Origin of the sequence: Chryseobacterium paridis (genome assembly GCF_016595215.1) — a bacterium.
Lineage (GTDB): Bacteria > Bacteroidota > Bacteroidia > Flavobacteriales > Weeksellaceae > Chryseobacterium > Chryseobacterium paridis.
In genome coordinates, this window is the sequence record NZ_JAENHK010000005.1 from 151,306 (window position 1) to 173,725 (window position 22,420).

Here is a 22,420-nt window from a genome sequence, read left to right on the forward strand (position 1 = left end):
ATGAGCGAGTCTATAATTTTAGGTATCGAATCGTCTTGTGACGACACATCAGCAGCTATCATCAAGGGAAATACTATTCTCTCTAATATTGCTGCAAATCAGGCAATTCATAAAGAATATGGTGGCGTTGTTCCTGAGCTGGCTTCAAGAGCCCATCAGCAAAACATCATCCCCGTTGTTGAAAAATCTCTCACCAAAGCAAATATACAACAAAATGCGATTTCTGCTATAGGATTTACACGCGGACCGGGACTTTTAGGTTCACTTCTCGTAGGTACATCTTTTGCTAAATCTCTGGCTATGAGTCTAGATGTTCCTTTAATCGAAGTAAACCATCTCCAGGCGCACATTTTAGCCCATTTTATTGACGATGCAAATCCTATGCCGCCTACATTCCCATTTTTATGCCTTACAGTGAGTGGTGGACATACTATGATCGTTTTGGTAAAAGATTATTTCGACATGGAAATTATTGGAAAAACCATTGATGATGCGGCAGGAGAAGCATTCGATAAAATAGGAAAGATCTTTGATTTGGATTACCCGGCAGGTCCTATCATTGATAAATTGGCAAAAGAAGGAAATCCTGATGCCTTTACATTCAATAAACCCAAGATGGAGGATTACAATTATTCTTTCAGTGGGATAAAAACTTCGGTTTTATATTTCATCCAGAAGGAAGTGAAGAAGAACCCGGATTTCATCAAAGAAAACCTCAACGATCTGTGTGCCTCAGTACAAAAAGCTATTATTCAAATATTAATGAACAAGCTTGAAAAAGCAGCAAAAGAACTTAATATTAAAGAAGTAGCTATTGCTGGTGGTGTTTCAGCAAACTCAGAATTGAGAAAGGTTATGCAAGATAACCACGATAAATTAGGCTGGAATATTTACATTCCAAAATTTGAGTATACTACAGATAATGCTGCTATGATAGCTATGGTAGCGCAATTAAAATTTGAACGAGGAGAATTTACGGATTTGAGAACTAGTGCGACATCGAAATATGAGCTGTAGCTAAAAGGCAGAGGGGCGAAATCGCCAATAAATAAACACAAACAAATGATGAAAAAATGCACAAATTTTATTTTGAAAAAATGGAGGTATGGAATAATGCCAGAGTATTAGTGAAAGAAATTTATACTACAACTTCTTCATTTCCAGACAACGAAAAATTTGGTATTACCAACCAGATTCGCAGGGCAAGTACTAGTATAACTGCAAATATTGCAGAGGGAATGTCCAGACAAACAGACAAGGAAAAGTCAAGATTTATAAACATATCTTTTAGCAGCTGTATTGAAGTTATTAATTTTTTAATTATTTCTAATGACTTAGGTTTCCTGGACAATACAGATTATGAACAATTAAGAACCAAAACAGAAAGCATTTCAAACCAGTTAAATGCTCTACATAAAACATTAAACAGCAGCATATAGTTATTTTGCAAATTCGCCTTTTTGCCTTTAGCTAGCTTACCCTACACATTATGAAATTATTTTACGGACACATAGAAGACAACAAGGTTACCATCAATGATGAGGAACAACAACATATTGTAAAGGTTCTTCGAATGAAAAATGGAGAAGAAATTCATGTGACTGATGGTAAAGGGAATATTGCTTCCGGGAAATTGGTTTTGGAAGGGAAGAAAGCGCTTCTTGATGTCTCTGAAATTAAAACGGGTATGCCTGATTTTAATCCTAAGCTTCATATTGCAATTGCACCTACCAAAAACATTGACCGTATAGAATTTTTTGTAGAAAAAGCAGTGGAAATGGGTGTTTCAGAAATTACAATTTTGATCACTGAAAAAACAGAACGTAAAAACATCAATATTGATAAGATCAGAAAGCAGAGTATTGCTGCCTCAAAGCAGAGCTTAAGATTTCACTTCCCAATTATCAATGACTCTGTAAAATTTTCAGATTTCATTAAAAACATAACTTCGGAAAATACTTTTGTTGCCCATTGTCATGAAAATCTGGAAAGAATTGAGCTTGATAAGCTTCCCAAGCTGGATCAATATACTTTTTTGATAGGACCGGAAGGAGACTTTTCTGAAAAAGAAATTCGACATCTGGCAGATAACAAAGTGAAAGCAACATCACTCGGCAACCAAAGACTCAGAACCGAAACAGCTGGAATATTTGTAGCTTCATGGAATTACCTTAACCTACAATAACCACTTTTTAATAATTAACTCACAGCATACTTTTTCTTGAATAACGGCTGTAAAAGATGGTAAGGAAAGAAAATAACAATCAAAAAATAATTGGCATTTTCAAAATCCGCCAAAACAAACATAGCTGTATATACATGAAAGATATAGAGGAAAATCAGAAAGAAAGTAAGTAACTTTCTATTAAAAGCTCCCAGAAAACACAAGAATTGAGTTAATATACCAATAACAGTTAGTATTACCCAAAAATTATCATAGGCATAGATACTCTTAAATACAGCAGGAATATCCACATCTGCCATCCAATAATTATCATAAGTATTCAGCTTTGCAGCATCCTTATCCAGCCATGTTAATTTATCTGTGTTTTTGACTACATTCTTTATGGTTCCAAGAATTTTACCCATGCCTGCTAACGAGTAAGTCATCAGAATCCCCAAATAAAAGTATTGAATAAGTTTATAGTCTTTATCTTCCAGGTTCTTCGGCAAAAGAAAAATGGTGAGAAAAAAGCCAAGAATTATGGTATGTCCGTCATGGTGAACTCCAAAATTAGCTGAAATTGGTAAATTAATAATTGCAACTAACAGAAATATCAGAGCATTCAAAATATAAGATGGCTTAAAAAGCGTAATGATCAGAAGAGCCGCACAGGCTATCAAAAGACCAGCAAAAACAAATGTGCTTGGAAATTCCGGAAACATTAATTTTTCAAGTCTAAAAGCAGGCTCATAAATAACCGCAGGTCTCCCTTTCAGTTTAATGAATGTCAGATATTGTTCGATAAGCCAATACAGACCAAAAAGTCTTAAAACATAATAAGAAACTTTATAATTAAATACAGTAAGTTGTGGATAATTCATTACAGTTTTATAATTAGTTTTTTATTAATATTCATTTTTGCTTCACCAATTTCTTTAGGACGATAAGTTTCCTTGTATAACAAAAATTCTTTGTATTTGGGCTCCGTATCTTTAGCGAAGATTAATAGTTTTGCCTTGTTAGTCTCTCTATCATCATTTTCATCTATTTTTTTTCCATAAGTACCAACAATTACCGCTTTATAACTAGCTTCATAACTACGAGCAGGCGTATTTAGAATTCGTATTGTATCCTGACCGATAATTCCATATAATCTATACTGATCTTCAGTGGCTTCTCCCCCACTAGGTACTGTAAATAATTTCCAGCTATAAAAAGGATACATTTCCTTATAGCCTTTTTCTATGATAAGCAGACTTATCAGAGACATTACAAAGGAAAAGATAAATAGGTGTTTGGTATATTTTTTCATCAGATAGATAACAAGATTTATGCTTTTAAATAATGCTCCAATATTTCATGACCACTTCTTATAGAATTAACTGCCCAACGAATTTTCATTCTCAGAAGCTTTTCTTCATTGAGTTTATATTCAATACCTGATCTGAGAAGTTTTTGTTTCAGTTCATACATACAGATACCAGCAGCAACTGACACATTAAAACTTTTGGTGAAACCATACATTGGGATTGCCAATGTCTCATCTGCAAAATCAAGTACCTCTTCTGAAACCCCTTCCAGTTCAGTTCCAAAAACCAAGGCAATAGGCTCTGTAATGTGATAATCAGGAAGCATTACCGCATTCTTTTCAGGTGAAACAGCTAAAATTTTATATCCTTCATTTTTAATTTCCTGAAGCGAAACGATGTTCTTGGGCATTTTTTTTACTTCTACCCATGTTTCTGCACCCTTCGTTACTGTAAGGTTAGGATTAAAAACATTCTCCTCTTCCATTGCCACCACTTTGTGAAACCCACATGCTTCAACAGATCTTACAATAGCCGCCGCATTTCTAAACTGATAAATATCTTCCATTACAGGAAGAACAAAGTCTGAACTATCCTGGGAAAAATGTTCAATCTTTCTTAGTCTTTCATCTGTTAGGAACTGTTTTAAATATTCAAAAGTTTGTGCTAAATCTTTCATCTCCATTCTGTTATTTTTTTAGATAGCCTGATAAAACACCTACAATTACAACTTTATTTTTATAAAATTCTTTCATAAGCGTTTCATTCATTTTCAAATCTTTGCAAATTAACGTAATTTTGAGTTTATAAACCCGAGCGGGGTTCAACTTCTTAATAAAAAGTAATACATGAAACGAAAAGTTCTGTTGATATATACAGGTGGTACCATTGGTATGGAGAAAGATTATGAAACCGGAAGCCTTCGAGCATTTGATTTTGGAAATATCTTCGAAAAGATGCCCGAAATGAAACTAATGGAATGTGAAGTTTTTGTACATCCTTTCGCAGAACCTCTGGATTCTTCAGATATGGGACCAGAAGAATGGAAAATCATTGCGCACTATATCCACAAGAATTATGATCAATATGATGGTTTTTTAGTCCTTCATGGAACTGATACCATGTCTTATACAGCTTCTGCTTTAAGTTTCATGCTAAAAGGGCTGAAGAAGCCTGTTATCCTTACAGGATCACAGTTGCCCATCGGAGATCTAAGAACTGATGCCAAGGAAAACCTTTTAACGAGTTTATATTATGCCAGTTTATATGAAAATGATAAAGCCGTTATTCAAGAGGTTGCCATCTATTTCGAATATAAATTATTAAGAGGAAACAGAACGCTGAAATATTCGGCAGAGTATTTTGATGCTTATGCAAGTCCTAATTATCCTATTCTCGGTCAATCGGGAGTTCACTTAAATATTGTAAAAGATAATCTGCATCGTTGTGACCCTTCTGTAGAATTTCATGTTGATGACCACATTTCTGAAGATATTTTATTCTGGAGAATTTTTCCAGGAATGCATCTGAGTCATTTTAAAGAAATACCTAAAATGAAGGTTCTTATTCTTCAGGTCTTTGGTTCAGGAACCATTTTCAGCAGTGAAAAAACACAGCAAACACTTGAGGAGATCAGGAATAATGGAACTGAAATAGTAGTGGTAAGCCAGTGTATATCAGGAGGTATCTCATTTGGAAAATATGAAAACAGCAACATTTTTTCAAGAATAGGAGCTATTAGCGGAAAAGATATGACAGCGGAAACTGCAATTACCAAGGCTATGCATTTGGTAGGTAACCCAAAGTACTCGGGTAGTTTTGCTGATAATTTCTCTAAAAGTTTATGTGGAGAAATTACAGACTAATCTCTTAAAATATTTGTTAGTTCGAGAAAATACATTACTTTTGCAATCTCGAAATAGAGAGGTGTCCGAGTGGTTGAAGGAGCTACCCTGGAAAGGTAGTATACGGGTAACTGTATCGAGGGTTCGAATCCCTTCCTCTCTGCAAGTATCAAACATAAACCCACTGATAATCAGTGGGTTTTGTTTTTTATTAAAGTTTTCTTCCCCACATTTTCCCTACATTTCTTATATAGCAAATATAGTGATTTCTTATCTCAGTATCACATTTGGTAATTTTTTAGATTCAAAACTTACTGCTACATCTTTCGAAAAATCTCCAAACTAAAAATATTTTATATTTTTTCAAATAAATAGAAATAAGCCCGATTTCAAAAAGAGGGGGTACCACCAAAGCTACAACAATAGGAGGGGCTTGTTGTTCATATAGGTATGTTAGAAACATATAAAAAGTAGTTTTAAATTTTAAAGATTGTCTTTATATTTATGAGCTACAACAGCTAACAATTATGAATAAATATGAATTTAAAATAACATCAAAGGATATTGAGTCTACAAACGAAGAATTGATGAAGATATGGGCTTCTATTTTAGAGAAAACTAAAATGAGTTGGCAATACTCTCCATTTAAAATGAATAATTTAATCAATGTTGGTGGTGTATCAATTCATGGGGTTGGTGACTATAATGTTTCTTTTGTAAGAAAAACAAAGAGTCAGATTTCTTCTGTTATCTTTATAACCCAAAAGGAAAGTATCACAAAAGAAGAATCTGATTTCTTTGAAGAAATCAATAAAAGAAGAAATCTAATTTTAAAAGAAGAATTTATAATTGCTTTAGAATTTGACATTAGCTCTCTTTTTGGTGTTTCTTATCTCCATCCTTATCAATCTAAAAATGTTTCTATTTACTGTATTAAGGATAAACAATATATAGAAATTGTACATAATGCCTATTCTAAAGAACAATTGCAAGAAGAGGTACTTTTAATTGTAGATAAAATTACATCAATACTTTCTACCCAAACCAATTCAAAATTTGAACATACGAAAACATCTTTATTAAAAAAAAGAACAAGTATAACAGTTGCTAATAAATTTCAATGTGATTTAGATTGGATTGATGAGTATCCAATTGAAAATAATCATTTCTTATTACCTGAATATGTACTTGAAGCACTTGAAAAAATCCCTCAATTAAAAGATGATTCAATTTTAAAACTATTGAGAGCAAGTCATCATTACGTTAATGGTTTAAACTTGCAAACTGCAAGAATGCCAGAAGAAATTACTATTACGTATTTCATGTCATGCATTGAAGTTCTTACAGAAATTAATTTTACAATGGGTGATATATGTAAGTGTTGTAACCAGCCATTATATTCAATCAGAAAAAGAGTTTTAAGCCTTGTGGAACTTCATTTAAATGATTCTTTAAAAAAGGTTTTTGATGAATATTATGTTGATAGAAGTAAATACCTTCATAGTGGAGTAAGAAATGAAAGATACTATGCTGGAATCTCATTACCACAAATTTCTGATAGTGATAAAAATGGTTGTAAACTCTACCCTTTACCATTCGATATAAATCTTATAGAATGGACTGGTTATATAGTTAGAAAAGTTAGTCAAGAAGTATTAAAAAAAATAATAGTTAAACAATTATAAAACATTTAACATTGAAAAAGACTCTAAGGAAACCTGAAAACTGGCAAGATTTTGAAAGTTTATGTAAAAAATTATGGGGTGAATTGTGGGAAATTCCACATGAGATTAAAAAAAATGGAAGACTTGGACAACCTCAAGCTGGAATTGATGTTTACGGGGTTCCTAAAGGAAAGATAAATTATTTTGGAATTCAAGCTAAAGGAAAAGATGATTATACGGGTGCAAAACTTGAGACTAATGAAATTCAAAATGAAATAGAAAAAGCTAAAACTTTTTCTCCAGCTTTAGATGTTTTTATTATTGCTACAACAGCAAATAAAGATATTAAAGCTGAACAATATGTTAGAGAAAAAGATATAGAAAGTAGAAGCAATAATGGATTTAAAATTTTACTTTTTTGCTGGGAAGACATTACAGATTTAATAGAGGAAAACAGAGAAACTTTTAATTGGTATGTAAAAGAACATAATTTTAGAGATAAATTTGATGTTGAGATTTTCATTAATTACTTTAACAATAAAGAAATGATTGTGAATCCAAAATTTGAAAATGTAATCACAAAGTATAAACATGGTGCAAAACCAATATTAGCACCATCATGGATGTGGGAAAAACCTTTGATGCCTTTCCAATCCAATAAAATTAATCATAGCTGGTGTGAAGTTGAAATAATTATTGAGAACACTGGAGCTATGGTAATAGAGGATTGGAAATTAAGTTTGCAGATTTCAGATAATATCAAAACAGTTGATGATGGCTTTGACATTCCTTGGATGCTATCGAACGAAGTTAAAACACATATGAGGGATAATAGAACTACATATGCTTATGAAGATGAAAAATTAATAAAGTACTTTCCAGTAAAAAATTCTCCATTAATTCAAAATGATAACAAATGGTTTAAATTTTATTTAAAACCTTTTTCTAATAAAGATAAAATTACTATAAAATGGACTTTGTTGGCTCGGGATTTTAATAAAGAAGGAGAATTAACCATAATTAATGAGCCAGTAATAACAGATAGAGAAAAAGTTGTCTGGGTTGAAAATTTATCGGAAGTGCAAAAACCAACAAATGAAATCATTGAGTTGATAACCGAAACAGAATAGGGTTCCATTGCATTTATAAAATTCTCACAGTATTAATTTAGTCACACGACAGGTTTTGTCGTTATCCTTATCTACCTTTGGCTAAATTAATGCTATGAGTGTTTAAGACTGGCTTTAATTTTCACAAGTCATTGAAATTTTGTAAAATTGCAAGCCCTTAATAAGCACAAGAAAAAGAGTATTTATGATGAAAAAACTACAGGTTTTGCCTTTGCTGTGTATAAGTGTTTGTGGACTGGGACAGATTCATAATTTTCCCACCTCCCAAGCTCCTAACCAAAGTAATCTGGGTAACTTTTCAAATTCAAACTATGGAAGTTCAGCAAGGTCAGTTGTTCCCTCTATTCCTCATGGTGGTTTGTATAATCAAAAAAGCTCACAGGTAGACCAGCAGAACCAGAGAATGGTTCAGGAGGACTTTAAAAGAGCTAATCAGGAACAGGAGCTTATAGCCAAACAGCAAGAATACACAAGATTACAATCCTCAGAGGATTCTTCTTATAATTTACCCTCTTTATCAGGAAAAGCAGGAACTCAATCCTATTATGATGCTTATAATCAATTAGCCTCACTCAATACTGACAACTACTCCGTAAGTGAAGCCAATTTTATTGTGGAAAATGCTTACTACAATAACAAACAAAACTTCAATCAGTTCAAATCAGGAATTCAGAAAACTGCAAAACAGCTCTTGCAGAAAATGAAGGAAAGAAAAGAAGATACAGAAAGCAACACAGACAAGAATCTGATGATATTTGAATATTTCTCAAAAAACATGAAACTGGGAGGAGTTCAGCATAAAGCTTACAAATACGATTTTGAGGATTATATGGGTCAAAAAGACCATTCAAAGATGTTTGTCTCCAAACTGCTCAAAACAGGTTCAGGACAATGCCATTCAATGCCATTGTTGTATCTGATGTTGGCAGAAGAAATGAATACAGAAGCCTCTTTAGCTTATGCACCTAATCATACTTATATCAAGTTTTTGGATGGTGAGGGAGAATGGCAAAATGCAGAGCTTACCAATGGTATTTTTACAGCCAATTCTTTAATTCTGGAATCTGGATACATCAAATCCGAAGCTTTGCAGAATGACATCTACATGAAAAATCTAAGCAAAAAAGAACTTTTAGCACAATTCTATGCTGACTTAGCCAATGGATACATTCACAAATACGGAATGGATGAGTTTGTAGGGAACACATTAGATAAGGCTTTGGAATACTCACCCAATAACATTTATGCTAATCAGCTTAAATCTATGTATCAACAGGCAAGATTAGCTTATGTAGCTGGTCAATTAGGAGTTACAGATTTAGAGAATCCAGAAGACCTTAAAAAGATAAGATTTTATCCTCAGGCAATAGCTTTATTGCAGGAAACTAAAGCCCAGTTTAATACTATTGATAATTTGGGATTTGTTATGATGCCCGAAGGAGCTTATGAACAGTGGTTGGGTAATATGAAAGGAGAAGCCAACAGACAGAAAAGTGAAGAACTTGCTGAAAGAATGAGACAAGTTAATGCTGAAAAGCAAAAGCAAAAACAGCAGGAAACTCAAAGAAAGACACAAGAACAAAAACCTAAATACACACCAATTGACCCAAGTAAATTATAATGAAAAAATATTTATCATATTCGTATAGGAATACATTCCTTTTATCTATACTACTTGTTTGGTTGAATACAGGGATGGCAAAAGCCCAAAGCAATCAGTTTTACAATGATGCTTATCAAACTATTGATAATATGCTGAATGACAAACAGCAATACAGCTTCAAAGAGGCTGTATTTAGTGTTGAAAATGCTTATTATCAGGGTAAGTTAGATACAGAGAAATTAAACGGAGAAATAGCCTTTTTAAAGGGTTTTGCCAATGCTATTATTAAGAGCAGAGACCTTACCTATAAGCAATCAGATAAAGATAAGGTAAGCAAATATGCAGCAGTCTATTCTATCATGTGCCAGACTCTTCCTATTGCTATAAAAGATACAGTAATCCAGTACAAACCTTTCAATTATGATTTTGAGGATGTATTTGGACACAAAGACATTACTAATTTATTTGTTTCAAAACTTTTGGCTACCAAAAAAGGAAATTGTAATTCCATGCCCTATTTGTATAAGATATTAGCAGAAGAATTGGGAGTTGAAGCCAATCTGGCATTAGCACCTAATCATGTTTATATTAAGCATCAAATCAAATCCGATGGGTGGTATAATACAGAGCTTACAAGTGGTATATTTCCACAGGATTCGTGGTTAATGGCTTCTGGTTACATTCATTTAGATGCTATTAAAAATGGAGTGTTTATGAAGGCATTGAACAATAAAGAAAGCCTAGCTTTATGCCTGTTTGATTTAGCACAGGCATACAACAGAAATTTTCCTGACAATGATGGAGAGTTTGTATTAAAGACCATAAATAGAGCTTTAGAAGTTTATCCAAACTTTGCAAAAGCTCTTATTCTAAAAGCTGAAACTCACAAAGAACAGTTTGAAAGGCTAATGGATAAACAAAATTTGAGTTCCAATAATACTGAAAACATTAAAAAAGTTCAACAAGACCCAAAAGCTAAAGAACTCATGGAGATAATGACCAAAGAATATGCTCATATCTATGACACGGGTTATCGTCAGATGCCAGAGGAAATGTATTTGGATTGGCTAACTTCCTTAAAAACAGAAAGAGAAAAATACGAGAATAAAAAATTATTGAATAACTTTACGAAGTAACAAATGACTATGAAAAGAATTGTACTCACTACTTTTGTACTTGTGGCAGGATTTACACAAGGACAAGTAAAAAGTAACTCCCACAATAAACCAAAGGCAGAGAAACAATACATCAATCCTGTAAAGCTGACTAAAGAGGAAAGAAACAGACCTTACATGGATGAGGTTTTGAAAAGTAGAGAGCCTTTAACTCCTGAGGAAGCTGAAAGGAGAAGAAAGAACATTGAAGCAGGAAATCCATTTAAGAAATATGGGTACTATCCTAAAGTAGCTACTTTAAGCAAAGGAAAATATTTAGAGTTCCACGATAAAGATTCTATTGTCAATATAGGCTCTGTAAGATTTAACAGGAAAACCAAAGAGATTGTTGAATTCAGAGAAATAGATTTAAGTGACCCAGATACTCAACCCTACTTAGATACGGCAGGGAGATGGTTTTCTCCTGACCCGTTGAGTGAGGAATTTAGTAGTTGGTCTCCGTACAATTTTGTATTTAATAATCCTATAAGCAATGTTGACCCAGACGGGAGAGCTCCTCTTACTGATTATAAACTTTTAAAAGATGGTTCTGTTACCAGAGTTGACCCTAAGGATGGAAGTGAAAAAAGAAATGATGACAGATTGTTTGCTACGGATAAAAAAGGGAATGTTGATAAAAACAACGTTGTAACAGTGGAAAAAGGTACTGTAGGTCAGTTACAGTATCTCAGAGATGGGAACACTTCTGATAGCTATCCAGCTTATCACCAAGCTATAAAAGAAAGTACGGAATCTACCCAAAATGATATGTCTAAGTTGTTTGATTTCTCAGCCAAAAATTCTACAGTTGAATTTTCATTGACTGACTTTAAAATAAACGATAAAAAATTTATTTCTCTACAAACGTACAATTCGGACGAAAGATCACCAGGTATGAATCAAATTGGTGTTGCAGAAGGAAGTGAAATAAAACTAAAACATAATCATCCTAGCAAAGATACTTATGATAGCAGTTTTACAGAAATAAACTCTATGGGCTTTAAAGAACAAAATGGAAGAACAAAAATTTCTGGGGATTATTATAATGTAAGGGGAAATGGTACTGGCAAACCAATCAATTACAAATATCAAACCTATTTTCCAAAATCAGGAAATCTATATAATGTTACCCCTACAGGAATTAAGCTTGCTAGGTAAATAAACAATAATTTAAGATTCAGAATAATGAAAATTACAGTAATTTTAGCTTTTGTTTTTTTCTTGTTTACTTCATGTGAAGAGAAAAAAAACAATATGGATTTAAATGATAATCTATATAACGTTCTTATAGATTACCAGAAAAAAAATCCATTTAAAGAAACCCCTGAGAATTCAATTTATGTTTATGAAGTTTATTTTTATCAGGACAGTACCCTATCTGTTTCTCTTAGTCCTATTGGGATAAATCTTGAAGAGAAAAATCTCTATGGTATTTATAGAGATGAGTCATTGAAAGCTACATACATTATAGATAAAGACAGGATAGGAAAAAATTTTGTAAAAAAATATTTTCAAAAAGACTTGGAAAAATTTACTCAAAAAGATTTTGTAATAAACGATGCAATGTATCCAGAATATATTTATAAAATTAAAGGTAAAAATCTAGTATTGAAAGACTCTATTAGAGGGAATGTTCACAGATGAAATTAAATTAAATATGAATTTGAAATTTGTTTGGATTACTGCAAATTCTATATCATGAAATATTACTTGTTATTCATTCTTATTATTGTTTTTTCTTGTTCGGAGAAAAAAAATCAGCCAAACACAAACACTTACAATATTTCTGAAAGTATAGATAGTGAGCTTGATAATGAAGAAAACGAAGAGTCAGTGATTGATGGTACATATTGTGCTGAAATTGATTATTTTTATTATAAGACAGGCACTTCTAGTACATATACTTTAGATGTAGAAGTGGACAATGGAGAATTAATTCAAATTAACTGGCCAAATGGAGGCTGGTTAGATGATTCACATTTTAGCCCCGAAGATATTTCAACTGGTTCTTGCTCTTTCACAAGTGATGCCGGTTATGAATATAAAGTCACTTTGTTAAATAAAGGGGGATGTGGATATGGTAATAAAACCATTTATATACCTGAGAATAACACCAACGAAGAAAGTTCCTCTGACGAACAAGAGATTTCTGATGAGGATTCTGAAGAAGAATAAAACTTGTATACTATACGGATATTTAGTTTTTAATATTAAAATAATATTGACTCTTTTAAAGCTTAAATTTTTAACACCTAGATTCATTTCTTTGCTAAAATATTCAATCTGCCATTTGGACCACACACACTTCTGATTATCAGTTGTTTAATACGTAAAATATCCCATATATGTTCTTACGAAAGTAAAGCATTTAAAATTTCTCCCATTTCGAGAGAAGTTTTTTTAGTTTCTGTAAATATGGTAAGAGCCTATGCTTATTTCTCTATTTATTTAAGAATTTCTTCCTGTAACAGTAACTTTGTAAGTAAAGCTAGGCAATGATACTGTCACAGTCATAATATCCTTAACTAAATTATTTTTCATTTTTAAAAAACCGAGCTACATAGTTTATAAATGTATTATAACGAAAAAAAAAACAAAAAACGGCTTCATTAACCGAAGCCGCTTTTTTTATTTTCCGTGAAAATTTATTTTTTTAAATCTGCCTTTACATCTTTATAGCCATCTGAAACTGCATCTGCACCTTTTACAGCGGTGTTTTTAACACTTTTTGCACCTTTGGTTGCGGTTTTACCAACCCATTTTGTGCCTTTTTTAACTCCTTTTTTTGTAGCTTTTGCCCCTTTAGTTGCGGTCTTACCAACCCAATCTGCACCATCTTTCACCCCTTCTCCTGTTGCTTTTGCTCCTTTTTCAATTGCATTGCCAACATTCTTAGCTTCTTTTTTTACAGTTTCCTGAGCATGAATAGCTGTTGTAAATAAACCAAAGGCTAATAAGCCCAATAACTTCTTTTTCATATTTTCATTTTTAAAATTGATGTAATAAATATAACATAAAACAAGCCAAATGTGAATAACCAAAAAAAGATTATCAAAATAATTTAATCAAATTGGAGAAATGACTCACCACGAATCCTATTAGTAACACAATTTTCAATCTTTTGGATCATAAGTTCAAATAAAAACTTTCTTCTAAAGTATGATCTCTTTTCAAAAATAAAAGCACTGAAATTCAGCGCTTTATTTTTTTTATTTAAATATCGTAAAAAATACATTTACGTGTATTTATCTTACAAACGACTAACAGTCAATTGATATGTCTTTGCTATATTCCCATTGTTAGTAATGGTATAAGAATCTGCTGTTGGTTTTACAACAGTAAAATCAAACTGTGTTCCTGTTCCTCCATCTGCACAGTTTGTGACATTAGAAAAAGTAACAGACCACGTTCCAGAGGTATTGGCAGAAGTGGGTATTGGGGCTATGGTTGGGTTTCCAATTTTATCTCTAGCTACTCCAGATACATATCCCAGAGATAGACCATTATACACAAAACTAGTTATCATTGCCCTGTTACAACCATTTATTGATTTTACAATAAAAAGTCCGGTAGCTATATTTACTGTCGCCGGTACTGTAACTGTTGCACTCGCTCCTGCTGCGACTGTTACAGCTTCAGTATAGCTATATGATGTTGCAACAACATCACTAGTAGCTATATCTCTTGTTAAAATATCATAACTCATAGGTACCTGTCTGATTAAATTTCGGACTCTTAAACTTTGATTTTTGGCATCTACGTCTAATGACCTTTGAGGATCAACATTTCCTATACCTACATTACCAGTAGACGTCACTACAAAATCATTGGCTGCCTGGGTTGCAGTTGGAGCTCCAGTAACTGCATTATCTTTTGCTCCGTCAACATGTAAAACTGCCTGAGGGTTTGTTGTTCCGATACCAACCTGTGAGTAATAAAAGGCTGATGTGCATAAACAGAAGAGAATAATTGATTTTTTCATAATTTGATTGGGTATTTAAGATTAATATATATAATTAAATTACAAATAACCTGAATGATAAAAAACAAATTTTGGCACAACCTGATTCAACTGCTCTATTCTTAACCAGAATAATATCAATGATATACTCAAAGATAAGAAAAAAATCATCTCATTTCCACTATTATCATTAATAATAATTCATCAGTAAGATTAGTTTATTTCTTTAATAAATGATGTTGAATTGCATATAAAATCCCTTCTTTAAAGTAAAATTTTAATACAATTCACGAAATTTAATTAAATTGTACTGTATAATCTGAATAATTTATGCCTTTACAAAGATTAATAACAGCTACTTTATTGGCTATCAACACCATAACATTTGCACAAAATAAGCAACCAATGTCGAAACTTATCCAGAGTGAGTATCAATTTGCCAATAAGCAATACAAATATCTGATGAAAGGCATTCCACGTGATAAAATGCCACAATCTTATAATGCTTCTTCGAATCAGGTTACCACAAGAGATATTACCTGGTGGTGTTCTGGCTTTTACCCGGGCTCCTTATGGATGATTTATGAACAAACCAGCGATCCTGAAATTAAAAAAGAAGCCGAAAGGACATTACACCTGATAGAAACCAATAAAACGTTTACAAGAGATCATGATCTTGGTTTTATGATGTTCAATAGCTTTGGGAATGCTTACAGAATTACTAAAGATCCATTATATAAGGAGATCATTCTTACATCTGCCGAATCATTATCCACTCGTTTTCATCCCGGAATGCAAGCTATCTTGTCTTGGGATAAAATGGCAGACTTTAAAGGTCCTGTTATTATTGACAATATGATGAATCTGGAAATGCTTGTTTGGGCGTCACAGAATGGAGGTGATAAAAAATTGAAGGAAATAGCCATTGCCCATGCGAATACAACAATCAAAAATCATTTTCGTCCGGACTATAGTTCTTATCATGTCATTGACTATGATATCAACACTGGTCAAGTTTTAGGTAAAAAGACCTTTCAGGGATATTCTGATTCATCTGCCTGGGCTAGAGGGCAAGGATGGGCTTTGTATGGCTACACTATGATGTACCGCTTTACGAAAGATGAGAAATATCTGAATCAGGCCAGAAATATTGCAAAATTTATTCTAAATAACCCTACTCTGCCCAAAGACAAAATCCCTTATTGGGATTTTAACGACCCAAAAATTCCTGATGTTCCACGTGACGCTTCCGCGGGAGCAATCATGGCTTCTGCCTTATTGGAATTGGGACAATATGTAAAAACAGATGAAAGAAAAAATTATGTAGATAATGCTCGCCAAATGCTTATCAGTTTGTCTGGAGCTCAATACCATGCAAAGTTAGGAGAAAATGGAGGATTCATTCTTATGCATAGTACAGGAGGACTCCCACTCCATTCAGAAATTGATGTGCCTTTAATTTATGCTGATTATTATTATATGGAGGCCTTGAAAAGATATAAAGATTGGTATTTATAACAAATAAAGCGAATGAAAGTAATACATTGGAGCATAATAATGATGGGGTTCAATTCATTATCTAATGCTCAGCAATCAACTCTATTATATAAACTCCGGCTTACAAATAGTCTGGAGATTTCACGAGACCTACAATCTATAGAAATTCCTTCTAAAAAGATCAAGTTTCTTTCTGGTAAAAATTTTAAAATCACCGAAACTATAACAAAAAAAGAGATCCCCTATCAATGGCTTTCGAATGGGGATCTTCTTATTCAGGAGGATTTTAAATCTAAAGAGATAAAAAATATAGAATTTTATGAGGGTTCCATAAAACCTTTAGATACTAAAGTATATGGAAGGTTTGTGCCTGAGCGATTAGGAGATTTTGCGTGGGAAAATGACAAAATAGCTTTCCGCATGTATGGAAAGGAGCTCGAAAAAGTTCCTGAACAAAATGGATGGGGAATGGATGCCTGGGCTAAAAGAACTGATCGAATGGTCATCAATGAATGGTACAAATTAAATAATTATCATCAGGATAATGGAGATGGACTTGACTTCTTCCAGGTTGGAAGCACATTAGGTGCCGGAGATATCCTCCCATTCATAAATGATCATTTTGTTTATCTTGGAAATTATACTTCGTACAAAATTATAGAAGATGGACCACTTCGTATGACTTTTGAGCTTACCTATTCACAAGTAAAAAAAGATGGGTATAATATTTCTTTAACCAAAAGAATTAGTCTTGATGCAGGTTCCCAACTTAATAAATCTGTAGTCACCTATCAATTTTCAGGCAAGCCAAGTCTTCCTGTTTTTGCAGGGATTGTTCACTGGAATGGTAAAGGCCAAAAAATATCAGATCAAAACAATCACTTAGCTGCTTACTGGCCGGAAAATTCTAAAAATGGAATTGTAGGAACAGCCATTCTCTTTCCAGATACTAATGATCATATTGTAGATAAGAATCAACATTTAGGCTCAGAAATTATTCTAAAAAGTAATCAATCAGTTACATTCTATTCAGGAGCAGTCTGGGATAAAGCAGGAAAAATTACTTCTTCTCAGGACTGGCAGAAATATCTTCAGGAGTTTGCCTTACAATTGAAATACCCTATACAGGTTTCTAAATAAAAAACAAAATCCTGATCAAATGATCAGGATTTGCTTGTCTGAAAAATATAAACATATGAATCAGACCATAATTGAGTTATAATGAATGTTTTGGTGTCGTTTGTATGTTAATTGCACATGGTAAGAAACTGATGACTCATTTGTACCTTAAATCTCGCATCTGATTTTAGCCTGCTGTAAATTGTCGCTTCTACAGCCTGGACAGCCTTCAGTTTCTGATCGATGAAATTGGCAATTTGGGCAACAGAGAATATAAAATCACGGTAAGTCGCTATATTCACAGTTTGCCCGTAACAAGGTAAATAAGCTTTTAAAAAGGAAATAGTTCGCTGATGCAGGTTATAATTGACACAATAACCAGCTCCTTCTCGGAATGTTATAATTTCTAAATTATTGATATAATCATGAACGTTTTCATTTTTTGGAAAAATGCCGCTTTTTGAAAAATGACGATTCACTTTATCCAGGATATGCTGAGCATATTCCATCATCGTAATGGTTTTCCATTCAAAAACATGATTCATATTATTTTTCTTTTCTTTCCCATTTTCACAGTTGGTACAAAAGGACAAGCCTATTTTCTCATAGTACGGAAAGAAACAATCTTTGATTTGAATAGACGCATCAGCCTGAATTCTATCATTCGCAAAATTATAATACAAGTACGGACGATATATATCCACCAGACTTTTTAGAAAATCTGTTTCGGTGGTATTGTGGTATTCTTCAAACCATTTTTCAAGGTTGTCGTAATAATGGCTTTCAAACTCTTTATAACTTAAATAGAATGGCATTTCCATAGCTTTATATTTTGATGTGACAAAGCTATTTCAGTAATGCGTCAAAACTCGACGTGTAATATTTAATTATTAAAAGATTAAAAAATTAAAAGATTGAAAGATTAAGAAGAGGATGACATAAATATTACCTAATCCCTACCACCTAACATCTACTACCTGCCACCTGCTACCTATCATAATTCTTCATAATAAATTCAAAATAATGAATCATTTTCATGTAGTTTTCTATGCTGATGTATTCATTGGTACTGTGAATACTTTGTTTCTCCGCATCTGTAATCTTGATGGGCATGAAACGGTAGATATTCTTACTCACGACCTGATATTTATAAGCATCTGTTCCTGCTACTGTAAGATAAGGAGTGGTAACAGCATTTGGATAAACCTCCTTAATTCCTTGTTGAATCAGTTGAAATGCTTTTACATTGGTTGGAGATACAGCAGAAGCCTCTCTGGTATTATCAATCTCTTCTACTTCGACATCAAAACCTTTGGTAGCTTTAGCAATATGATCTCGTATATCTTTTACAGAATTCCCAGACAGAAGCCTGAAATTAACGACAAATTCAACTTCCGGAGACAGTACATTAGTTCCGTCACTACCTTTCATCATAGTAAGAGCTGTTGTGGAACGAATCATTGCATTTGTAGAATTATTTTTAGCCAATTGGGAAAGCAATACTGATTTTAAAAGCCATTGATTCGAAATAGCCAGTCTGTTTGCAAAAGGCATCGTTCCTCCAATATTATTAAAAAAATCATTTATAAGAGGAGTAATCATTGGCTTCATTTGATCTTTTTCCAATCTTTGCATAATAATCGCCGCTTTACCAATGGCACTTTCAATAGGTGGCATAGAAGAATGCCCTCCCAAACCTTTTACTTTTATTTTTGCTGAAAGAAACCCTTTTTCAGCACAGCCTATTACAGCTACATCCGCATCAATTCCTTTAATACCCCCTTTCTGTAATATTAGTCCACCTTCGTCGTATACTGCATCGAACTTCAAGCCTTTTTCTTTAAAGTGTTCTGCAATTTGTTTAGCACCTTTTCTTCCTCCCACTTCTTCATCAAACCCAAAAGCTAAATAAATGTCCCGTTGGGGAACGGTTTTGCTTTTAATCATATTCGTAAGAGATTCCATTAAAGAAAACAGCATCCCTTTCATATCGATTGCTCCTCTCCCATAAATTCTTCCATTCGCAACTGCTCCTGAAAAAGGGGCAAAGTCCCAATCTTCGGCTACTTTAGTTACAGCAGGCAAAGCTTTATCATTGGGTCTGAAAACATTTTGGTCCTTATTTTTGATATCAGCATCACCGGGAGGCACTACATCCATGTGTGATAAAAAAAGAATAGGTTCAAGTTTCGGATTGCTTCCTTTTAGTTTAAAAACTAAGCCATAGGTATTGACTTCGTAGTTCTCCGTATTTTGATAAACTAAGGGATATGATTTTTTCAGATACTCTTTAAATTGCCCGAATGGAGCATAATCAAAAACATCCAGATCACCTGCAGACACTGTTGGAATTTTAATTCCACCCGAAAATCTTTGGATAGCAGAATCGTTTTTAACCCATTTTGTTTCAGGAACTATACTTTCATTATGTTTTTTGAATGGGTAGGTAAATGTTTTGATTAACAGTATTGCTACTACAATAATTATAATGGCTGCAATGGCTAAAAGGAATTTTTTCATGGTCGTTTGGTTTTGTGATGGCTTTCTCTAAATATAAAAAAGATATCCCGATAAAAAAACCAAAAGGATAATATTTTTCAAAAGTGAAATTTGAAAAAGCAATTATCTATGCGGGATTAAATGCCGAAAAATTATTTTTATTATCAAGCTCCTGTCTCCTCTTCCTGATAAAATCGGTAGGGCGAATGCCATTAATCTCATAAAATAAATCTGAGAAATTTTGCCTCGAAGCGATACCACATTCTTTTGCAAGGGTTTCAATTCTATATTTAAGATATTCTTTATTTTCAAACAAAAGGGTGGTTATATAATTGATTCTAAGCTCACTTAGGTACTTGTTAAAATTTACGCCTTTACAATCATTAATAACCTGTGATAGATAATTAGAATTGGTACCCAGCTGTCCGGCAAGTTTATTTATAGTAAGCCCTTTTTGGGTATATTCTTTTTTATCTTCAAATATCTTCAACTTCGTCAGGAGTTCCTCTACTTTATTTTCATCTAATCCTATCTTTTTTTCTTCAATATCCATATTAATAAAAGACTCTTCTGACAGTGCATTTTGCTGCAAACTAAATTTCTCTTCCAGTAAAATGTATTTTTGCTGAATATTTTTTTCTCTTCTATACCGAACAATTAAAAGGATTAAAAGAATAATCGCCACCAAAATTAAACTCCCAATAATAATATTCCCCCAGGAATTCGCTTTCTCCAATTTACTTTTTTCTTCCAGTAGAGTTCTTGTATCAAATTCTTTATGAATTTTACTTGATAGGTAAATAAAATCTTTTGAAATAATGCTATCTGCCTTTAAAAGCTGGCTGGTAAAATACAATTGCTGTCCCTGATTACCTTCTTTTTTATAATGCTTGATTAATATCTCATAATTTTCCCGAAGTTCAGGAAGGATAAATTGATGCTTTTGAAAAATGGAATCAACTTTTCTAAAATATGAAATAGATTCTTCATTCTTTTTTAGTCCGGCATAGCTTTTACCTATATAAAAAAAATTGACAGAAAGTCTCGCAAAATCGCCACTCTTCTTTAAAGGAGGAAGAGATTGTTTTAAATGATCTGAAGCCAACAGATACTTTTTTTCATCATACTCTGAAATCCCTTTAGAAAGCAAAAAATATCCTTTTTCCTGTACATAATCATCATCATTACCCACTTCACTAAGCCCCGTTTTTATTGCTAAATCTTCTTTATCTGATTTTTTCAGGTTACGATAACATATAATAAGCTGATGGAGACTATTTAGATAGCCTTTCTTATTATTGTAAATTTCATTGGGATGTAATCCTGATTTCGTTTTTGGATGATAATAGGCTATACATTCTTCAAATAATTTTGAAGCTTCCTCATAATATCCCAAATAACTTTTTACGACACCAATATGATAGAGGTTCTGATATTTTAAAAATTCATTTTTGGTGTCTTTAGAATATTCATAAGCCAGAAGATATTCATTAAGTGCTGCCTGGAATTTTTTATAGTGATAATAGTAAACTACTCCTTTTTCAATATAAGCGGTACTTATGAGATCTTTATTTTCAGACAGTTGAGCAGCCCATATAGCACTATCTGCATAAACGAGCTTTCTTTCATTGGAGGATGAATAAAATACCCCATCCTTATATCCCTGAACCAGTTTTTCGTAATTCTTCTCTTTTTTGGCCTTATTAATATAAGGTTGAATGTAAGGAAAGGCCTGTATATTATTTTCATCAAAATTTTCGTATTTCAACCGTAATTTATAATAATCACTGAAACCTTCCTGAGAAAAGAAAAGCTTAAAAACTATCAAAGAAATTAGAAAAAGAATTTTTTTTATCACAATGAATGATTAATATGGCCTATTTAGTAACCAAAAATACATAAAATCATTTAAATGCTATTCAACAATAATGATTTAATACATAGAATTTCCTAAACACAAAACACATTATTAAAACACTGAATATCAAATATTTAACATTGTCCTTATTTATGAATTAGGACGTCTTAATTGCCGAATAGAGACAACAAGTTCTTTTTTATATCGATTTATGCCTATAATTTCGGACTTAGAATTCTGAATGACAAACCTGGCCGGGATAACCTTTTAACTCTGAAATTTTATGGAAAAGATTATCTCATTAAAAACGTTTCCTCTATGTATTGCAGTTGCAATATTGATGACTTTAGGAGCCTGCAGGCAGGATGATGAAAATGACTTTCAAAATACAAAAACCAGTATGAGTGAAAGCAAAATAGCAAAAAGTGGACAATCAAAGACGGCCAAAGGCGAGGAGCTGATAGAAGCTGATCCACCAGTAAAAAATGGAACTCACTGGAAAAATCAATAGTACTCTAATAAAGTATATGATTAATACTATTACTAACTAATAACCATGTTTATATATAATTTAGTTGCAGTGTGCAGGTAAGTTGCAGAGAGCTCAGTTTAATTACTGG

At 32.8% G+C, this 22,420-nt stretch carries 22 protein-coding genes and 1 tRNA gene; 15 read left to right on the plus strand and 8 right to left on the minus strand.

What is annotated here, in order from left to right:
• Genes tsaD through JHL15_RS05750 form a run of 3 tightly spaced genes read left to right on the plus strand, consistent with a single transcriptional unit; the run spans position 1 to position 2,185 of the window.
• Positions 1-1,017 carry a tRNA (adenosine(37)-N6)-threonylcarbamoyltransferase complex transferase subunit TsaD gene (gene tsaD / locus JHL15_RS05740; protein WP_200244109.1) on the plus strand — a complete coding sequence of 339 codons (1,017 nt, stop codon included), beginning with the start codon at positions 1-3 and terminating at the stop codon, positions 1,015-1,017.
• A gap of 56 nt (positions 1,018-1,073) precedes the next feature.
• Positions 1,074-1,439 carry a four helix bundle protein gene (locus JHL15_RS05745; protein ID WP_200244110.1) on the plus strand — a complete coding sequence of 122 codons (366 nt, stop codon included), beginning with the start codon at positions 1,074-1,076 and terminating at the stop codon, positions 1,437-1,439.
• A 50-nt stretch (positions 1,440-1,489) separates the two neighbouring features.
• Positions 1,490-2,185 (plus strand): RsmE family RNA methyltransferase, encoded by a 696-nt coding sequence (locus JHL15_RS05750; protein WP_200244111.1) that lies wholly within the window; start codon positions 1,490-1,492, stop codon positions 2,183-2,185.
• A 14-nt stretch (positions 2,186-2,199) separates the two neighbouring features.
• On the opposite strand, the gene JHL15_RS05755 is transcribed toward JHL15_RS05750, so the two are convergent.
• From JHL15_RS05755 to JHL15_RS05765, 3 genes are read right to left on the minus strand one after another with little or no spacing between them, the layout of a single operon-like run.
• Entirely contained in the window at positions 2,200-3,045 is an 846-nt protein-coding gene (locus JHL15_RS05755; protein ID WP_200244112.1) for a hypothetical protein, read from the minus strand.
• A complete protein-coding gene (locus JHL15_RS05760) occupies positions 3,045-3,434 on the minus strand; it encodes a hypothetical protein (protein ID WP_200244113.1) in 390 nt (129 codons plus the stop codon). Before JHL15_RS05760 ends, JHL15_RS05755 begins: the two co-directional genes overlap by 1 nt.
• A 59-nt stretch (positions 3,435-3,493) precedes the next feature.
• Positions 3,494-4,150 (minus strand): TrmH family RNA methyltransferase, encoded by a 657-nt coding sequence (locus JHL15_RS05765; RefSeq protein ID WP_200244480.1) that lies wholly within the window; start codon positions 4,148-4,150, stop codon positions 3,494-3,496.
• Positions 4,151-4,319: 169 nt separating this feature from the next.
• Between JHL15_RS05765 and JHL15_RS05770 the strand changes: the two genes are divergently transcribed.
• The 9 genes from JHL15_RS05770 (at position 4,320) to JHL15_RS05810 (ending at position 13,041) form a co-directional block, all read left to right on the plus strand.
• Positions 4,320-5,336, plus strand: a complete 1,017-nt coding sequence (locus JHL15_RS05770) for an asparaginase (protein ID WP_200244114.1) — start codon at positions 4,320-4,322, stop codon at positions 5,334-5,336.
• Positions 5,337-5,391: 55 nt separating this feature from the next.
• Positions 5,392-5,478: transfer RNA gene (locus tag JHL15_RS05775), tRNA-Ser, on the plus strand.
• 364 nt (positions 5,479-5,842) lie between these two features.
• Positions 5,843-7,000 (plus strand): hypothetical protein, encoded by a 1,158-nt coding sequence (locus tag JHL15_RS05780; RefSeq protein ID WP_200244117.1) that lies wholly within the window; start codon positions 5,843-5,845, stop codon positions 6,998-7,000.
• 11 nt (positions 7,001-7,011) lie between these two features.
• Complete coding sequence (locus JHL15_RS05785; protein WP_200244119.1) at positions 7,012-8,109, plus strand: hypothetical protein; 1,098 nt, start codon at positions 7,012-7,014, stop codon at positions 8,107-8,109.
• A 184-nt stretch (positions 8,110-8,293) separates the two neighbouring features.
• Positions 8,294-9,730, plus strand: coding sequence for a hypothetical protein (locus JHL15_RS05790; protein ID WP_200244120.1), 1,437 nt, complete (start codon positions 8,294-8,296; stop codon positions 9,728-9,730).
• The gene (locus JHL15_RS05795; RefSeq protein ID WP_234047695.1) at positions 9,730-10,848 is read left to right on the plus strand and encodes a hypothetical protein; all 1,119 of its coding nucleotides are present in this window, start codon (positions 9,730-9,732) and stop codon (positions 10,846-10,848) included. Before JHL15_RS05790 ends, JHL15_RS05795 begins: the two co-directional genes overlap by 1 nt.
• Positions 10,849-10,857: 9 nt before the next feature.
• Positions 10,858-12,024: a JAB-like toxin 1 domain-containing protein gene (locus JHL15_RS05800; protein WP_200244122.1), complete on the plus strand. Its 1,167-nt coding sequence runs from the start codon at positions 10,858-10,860 to the stop codon at positions 12,022-12,024.
• A 27-nt stretch (positions 12,025-12,051) separates the two neighbouring features.
• Entirely contained in the window at positions 12,052-12,510 is a 459-nt protein-coding gene (locus JHL15_RS05805) for a hypothetical protein (RefSeq protein WP_200244124.1), read from the plus strand.
• A gap of 54 nt (positions 12,511-12,564) precedes the next feature.
• Entirely contained in the window at positions 12,565-13,041 is a 477-nt protein-coding gene (locus JHL15_RS05810) for a hypothetical protein (RefSeq protein ID WP_200244125.1), read from the plus strand.
• 470 nt (positions 13,042-13,511) lie between these two features.
• Here the strand turns inward: JHL15_RS05810 and JHL15_RS05815 are convergent, their stop codons facing one another.
• Together JHL15_RS05815 and JHL15_RS05820 are read right to left on the minus strand one after the other, a co-directional pair.
• The gene (locus tag JHL15_RS05815; protein WP_200244127.1) at positions 13,512-13,844 is read right to left on the minus strand and encodes a hypothetical protein; all 333 of its coding nucleotides are present in this window, start codon (positions 13,842-13,844) and stop codon (positions 13,512-13,514) included.
• A 272-nt stretch (positions 13,845-14,116) separates the two neighbouring features.
• Positions 14,117-14,848: a hypothetical protein gene (locus tag JHL15_RS05820; RefSeq protein ID WP_200244129.1), complete on the minus strand. Its 732-nt coding sequence runs from the start codon at positions 14,846-14,848 to the stop codon at positions 14,117-14,119.
• Between the two features lie 309 nt (positions 14,849-15,157).
• Between JHL15_RS05820 and JHL15_RS05825 the strand changes: the two genes are divergently transcribed.
• Together JHL15_RS05825 and JHL15_RS05830 are read left to right on the plus strand one after the other, a co-directional pair.
• The gene (locus JHL15_RS05825; RefSeq protein ID WP_200244132.1) at positions 15,158-16,345 is read left to right on the plus strand and encodes a glycoside hydrolase family 88 protein; all 1,188 of its coding nucleotides are present in this window, start codon (positions 15,158-15,160) and stop codon (positions 16,343-16,345) included.
• Between the two features lie 12 nt (positions 16,346-16,357).
• Complete coding sequence (locus JHL15_RS05830; protein ID WP_200244134.1) at positions 16,358-17,464, plus strand: DUF4861 family protein; 1,107 nt, start codon at positions 16,358-16,360, stop codon at positions 17,462-17,464.
• A gap of 107 nt (positions 17,465-17,571) precedes the next feature.
• Here the strand turns inward: JHL15_RS05830 and JHL15_RS05835 are convergent, their stop codons facing one another.
• From JHL15_RS05835 to JHL15_RS05845, 3 genes are all read right to left on the minus strand, one after another.
• Positions 17,572-18,264 (minus strand): hypothetical protein, encoded by a 693-nt coding sequence (locus JHL15_RS05835; protein ID WP_200244135.1) that lies wholly within the window; start codon positions 18,262-18,264, stop codon positions 17,572-17,574.
• A gap of 166 nt (positions 18,265-18,430) precedes the next feature.
• On the minus strand, positions 18,431-19,963 hold the full coding sequence (locus JHL15_RS05840) for a M20/M25/M40 family metallo-hydrolase (RefSeq protein ID WP_200244137.1): 1,533 nt from the start codon (positions 19,961-19,963) through the stop codon (positions 18,431-18,433).
• Between the two features lie 106 nt (positions 19,964-20,069).
• Positions 20,070-21,710 carry a helix-turn-helix domain-containing protein gene (locus JHL15_RS05845; RefSeq protein ID WP_200244139.1) on the minus strand — a complete coding sequence of 547 codons (1,641 nt, stop codon included), beginning with the start codon at positions 21,708-21,710 and terminating at the stop codon, positions 20,070-20,072.
• A 373-nt stretch (positions 21,711-22,083) separates the two neighbouring features.
• Between JHL15_RS05845 and JHL15_RS05850 the strand changes: the two genes are divergently transcribed.
• On the plus strand, positions 22,084-22,311 hold the full coding sequence (locus JHL15_RS05850; RefSeq protein WP_200244141.1) for a hypothetical protein: 228 nt from the start codon (positions 22,084-22,086) through the stop codon (positions 22,309-22,311).
• Positions 22,312-22,420: the final 109 nt, after the last annotated feature.

Coding starts and splice junctions, on each gene's coding strand:
- tsaD (WP_200244109.1), top strand. CDS start 1: ATGAGCGAGTCTATAATTTTAGGTATCGAATCGTCTTGTGACGACACA.
- JHL15_RS05745 (WP_200244110.1), top strand. CDS start 1,074: ATGCACAAATTTTATTTTGAAAAAATGGAGGTATGGAATAATGCCAGA.
- JHL15_RS05750 (WP_200244111.1), top strand. CDS start 1,490: ATGAAATTATTTTACGGACACATAGAAGACAACAAGGTTACCATCAAT.
- JHL15_RS05755 (WP_200244112.1), bottom strand. CDS start 3,045: ATGAATTATCCACAACTTACTGTATTTAATTATAAAGTTTCTTATTAT.
- JHL15_RS05760 (WP_200244113.1), bottom strand. CDS start 3,434: ATGTCTCTGATAAGTCTGCTTATCATAGAAAAAGGCTATAAGGAAATG.
- JHL15_RS05765 (WP_200244480.1), bottom strand. CDS start 4,150: ATGAAAGATTTAGCACAAACTTTTGAATATTTAAAACAGTTCCTAACA.
- JHL15_RS05770 (WP_200244114.1), top strand. CDS start 4,320: ATGAAACGAAAAGTTCTGTTGATATATACAGGTGGTACCATTGGTATG.
- JHL15_RS05780 (WP_200244117.1), top strand. CDS start 5,843: ATGAATAAATATGAATTTAAAATAACATCAAAGGATATTGAGTCTACA.
- JHL15_RS05790 (WP_200244120.1), top strand. CDS start 8,294: ATGATGAAAAAACTACAGGTTTTGCCTTTGCTGTGTATAAGTGTTTGT.
- JHL15_RS05795 (WP_234047695.1), top strand. CDS start 9,730: ATGAAAAAATATTTATCATATTCGTATAGGAATACATTCCTTTTATCT.
- JHL15_RS05800 (WP_200244122.1), top strand. CDS start 10,858: ATGAAAAGAATTGTACTCACTACTTTTGTACTTGTGGCAGGATTTACA.
- JHL15_RS05805 (WP_200244124.1), top strand. CDS start 12,052: ATGAAAATTACAGTAATTTTAGCTTTTGTTTTTTTCTTGTTTACTTCA.
- JHL15_RS05810 (WP_200244125.1), top strand. CDS start 12,565: ATGAAATATTACTTGTTATTCATTCTTATTATTGTTTTTTCTTGTTCG.
- JHL15_RS05815 (WP_200244127.1), bottom strand. CDS start 13,844: ATGAAAAAGAAGTTATTGGGCTTATTAGCCTTTGGTTTATTTACAACA.
- JHL15_RS05820 (WP_200244129.1), bottom strand. CDS start 14,848: ATGAAAAAATCAATTATTCTCTTCTGTTTATGCACATCAGCCTTTTAT.
- JHL15_RS05825 (WP_200244132.1), top strand. CDS start 15,158: ATGCCTTTACAAAGATTAATAACAGCTACTTTATTGGCTATCAACACC.
- JHL15_RS05830 (WP_200244134.1), top strand. CDS start 16,358: ATGAAAGTAATACATTGGAGCATAATAATGATGGGGTTCAATTCATTA.
- JHL15_RS05835 (WP_200244135.1), bottom strand. CDS start 18,264: ATGGAAATGCCATTCTATTTAAGTTATAAAGAGTTTGAAAGCCATTAT.
- JHL15_RS05840 (WP_200244137.1), bottom strand. CDS start 19,963: ATGAAAAAATTCCTTTTAGCCATTGCAGCCATTATAATTATTGTAGTA.
- JHL15_RS05850 (WP_200244141.1), top strand. CDS start 22,084: ATGGAAAAGATTATCTCATTAAAAACGTTTCCTCTATGTATTGCAGTT.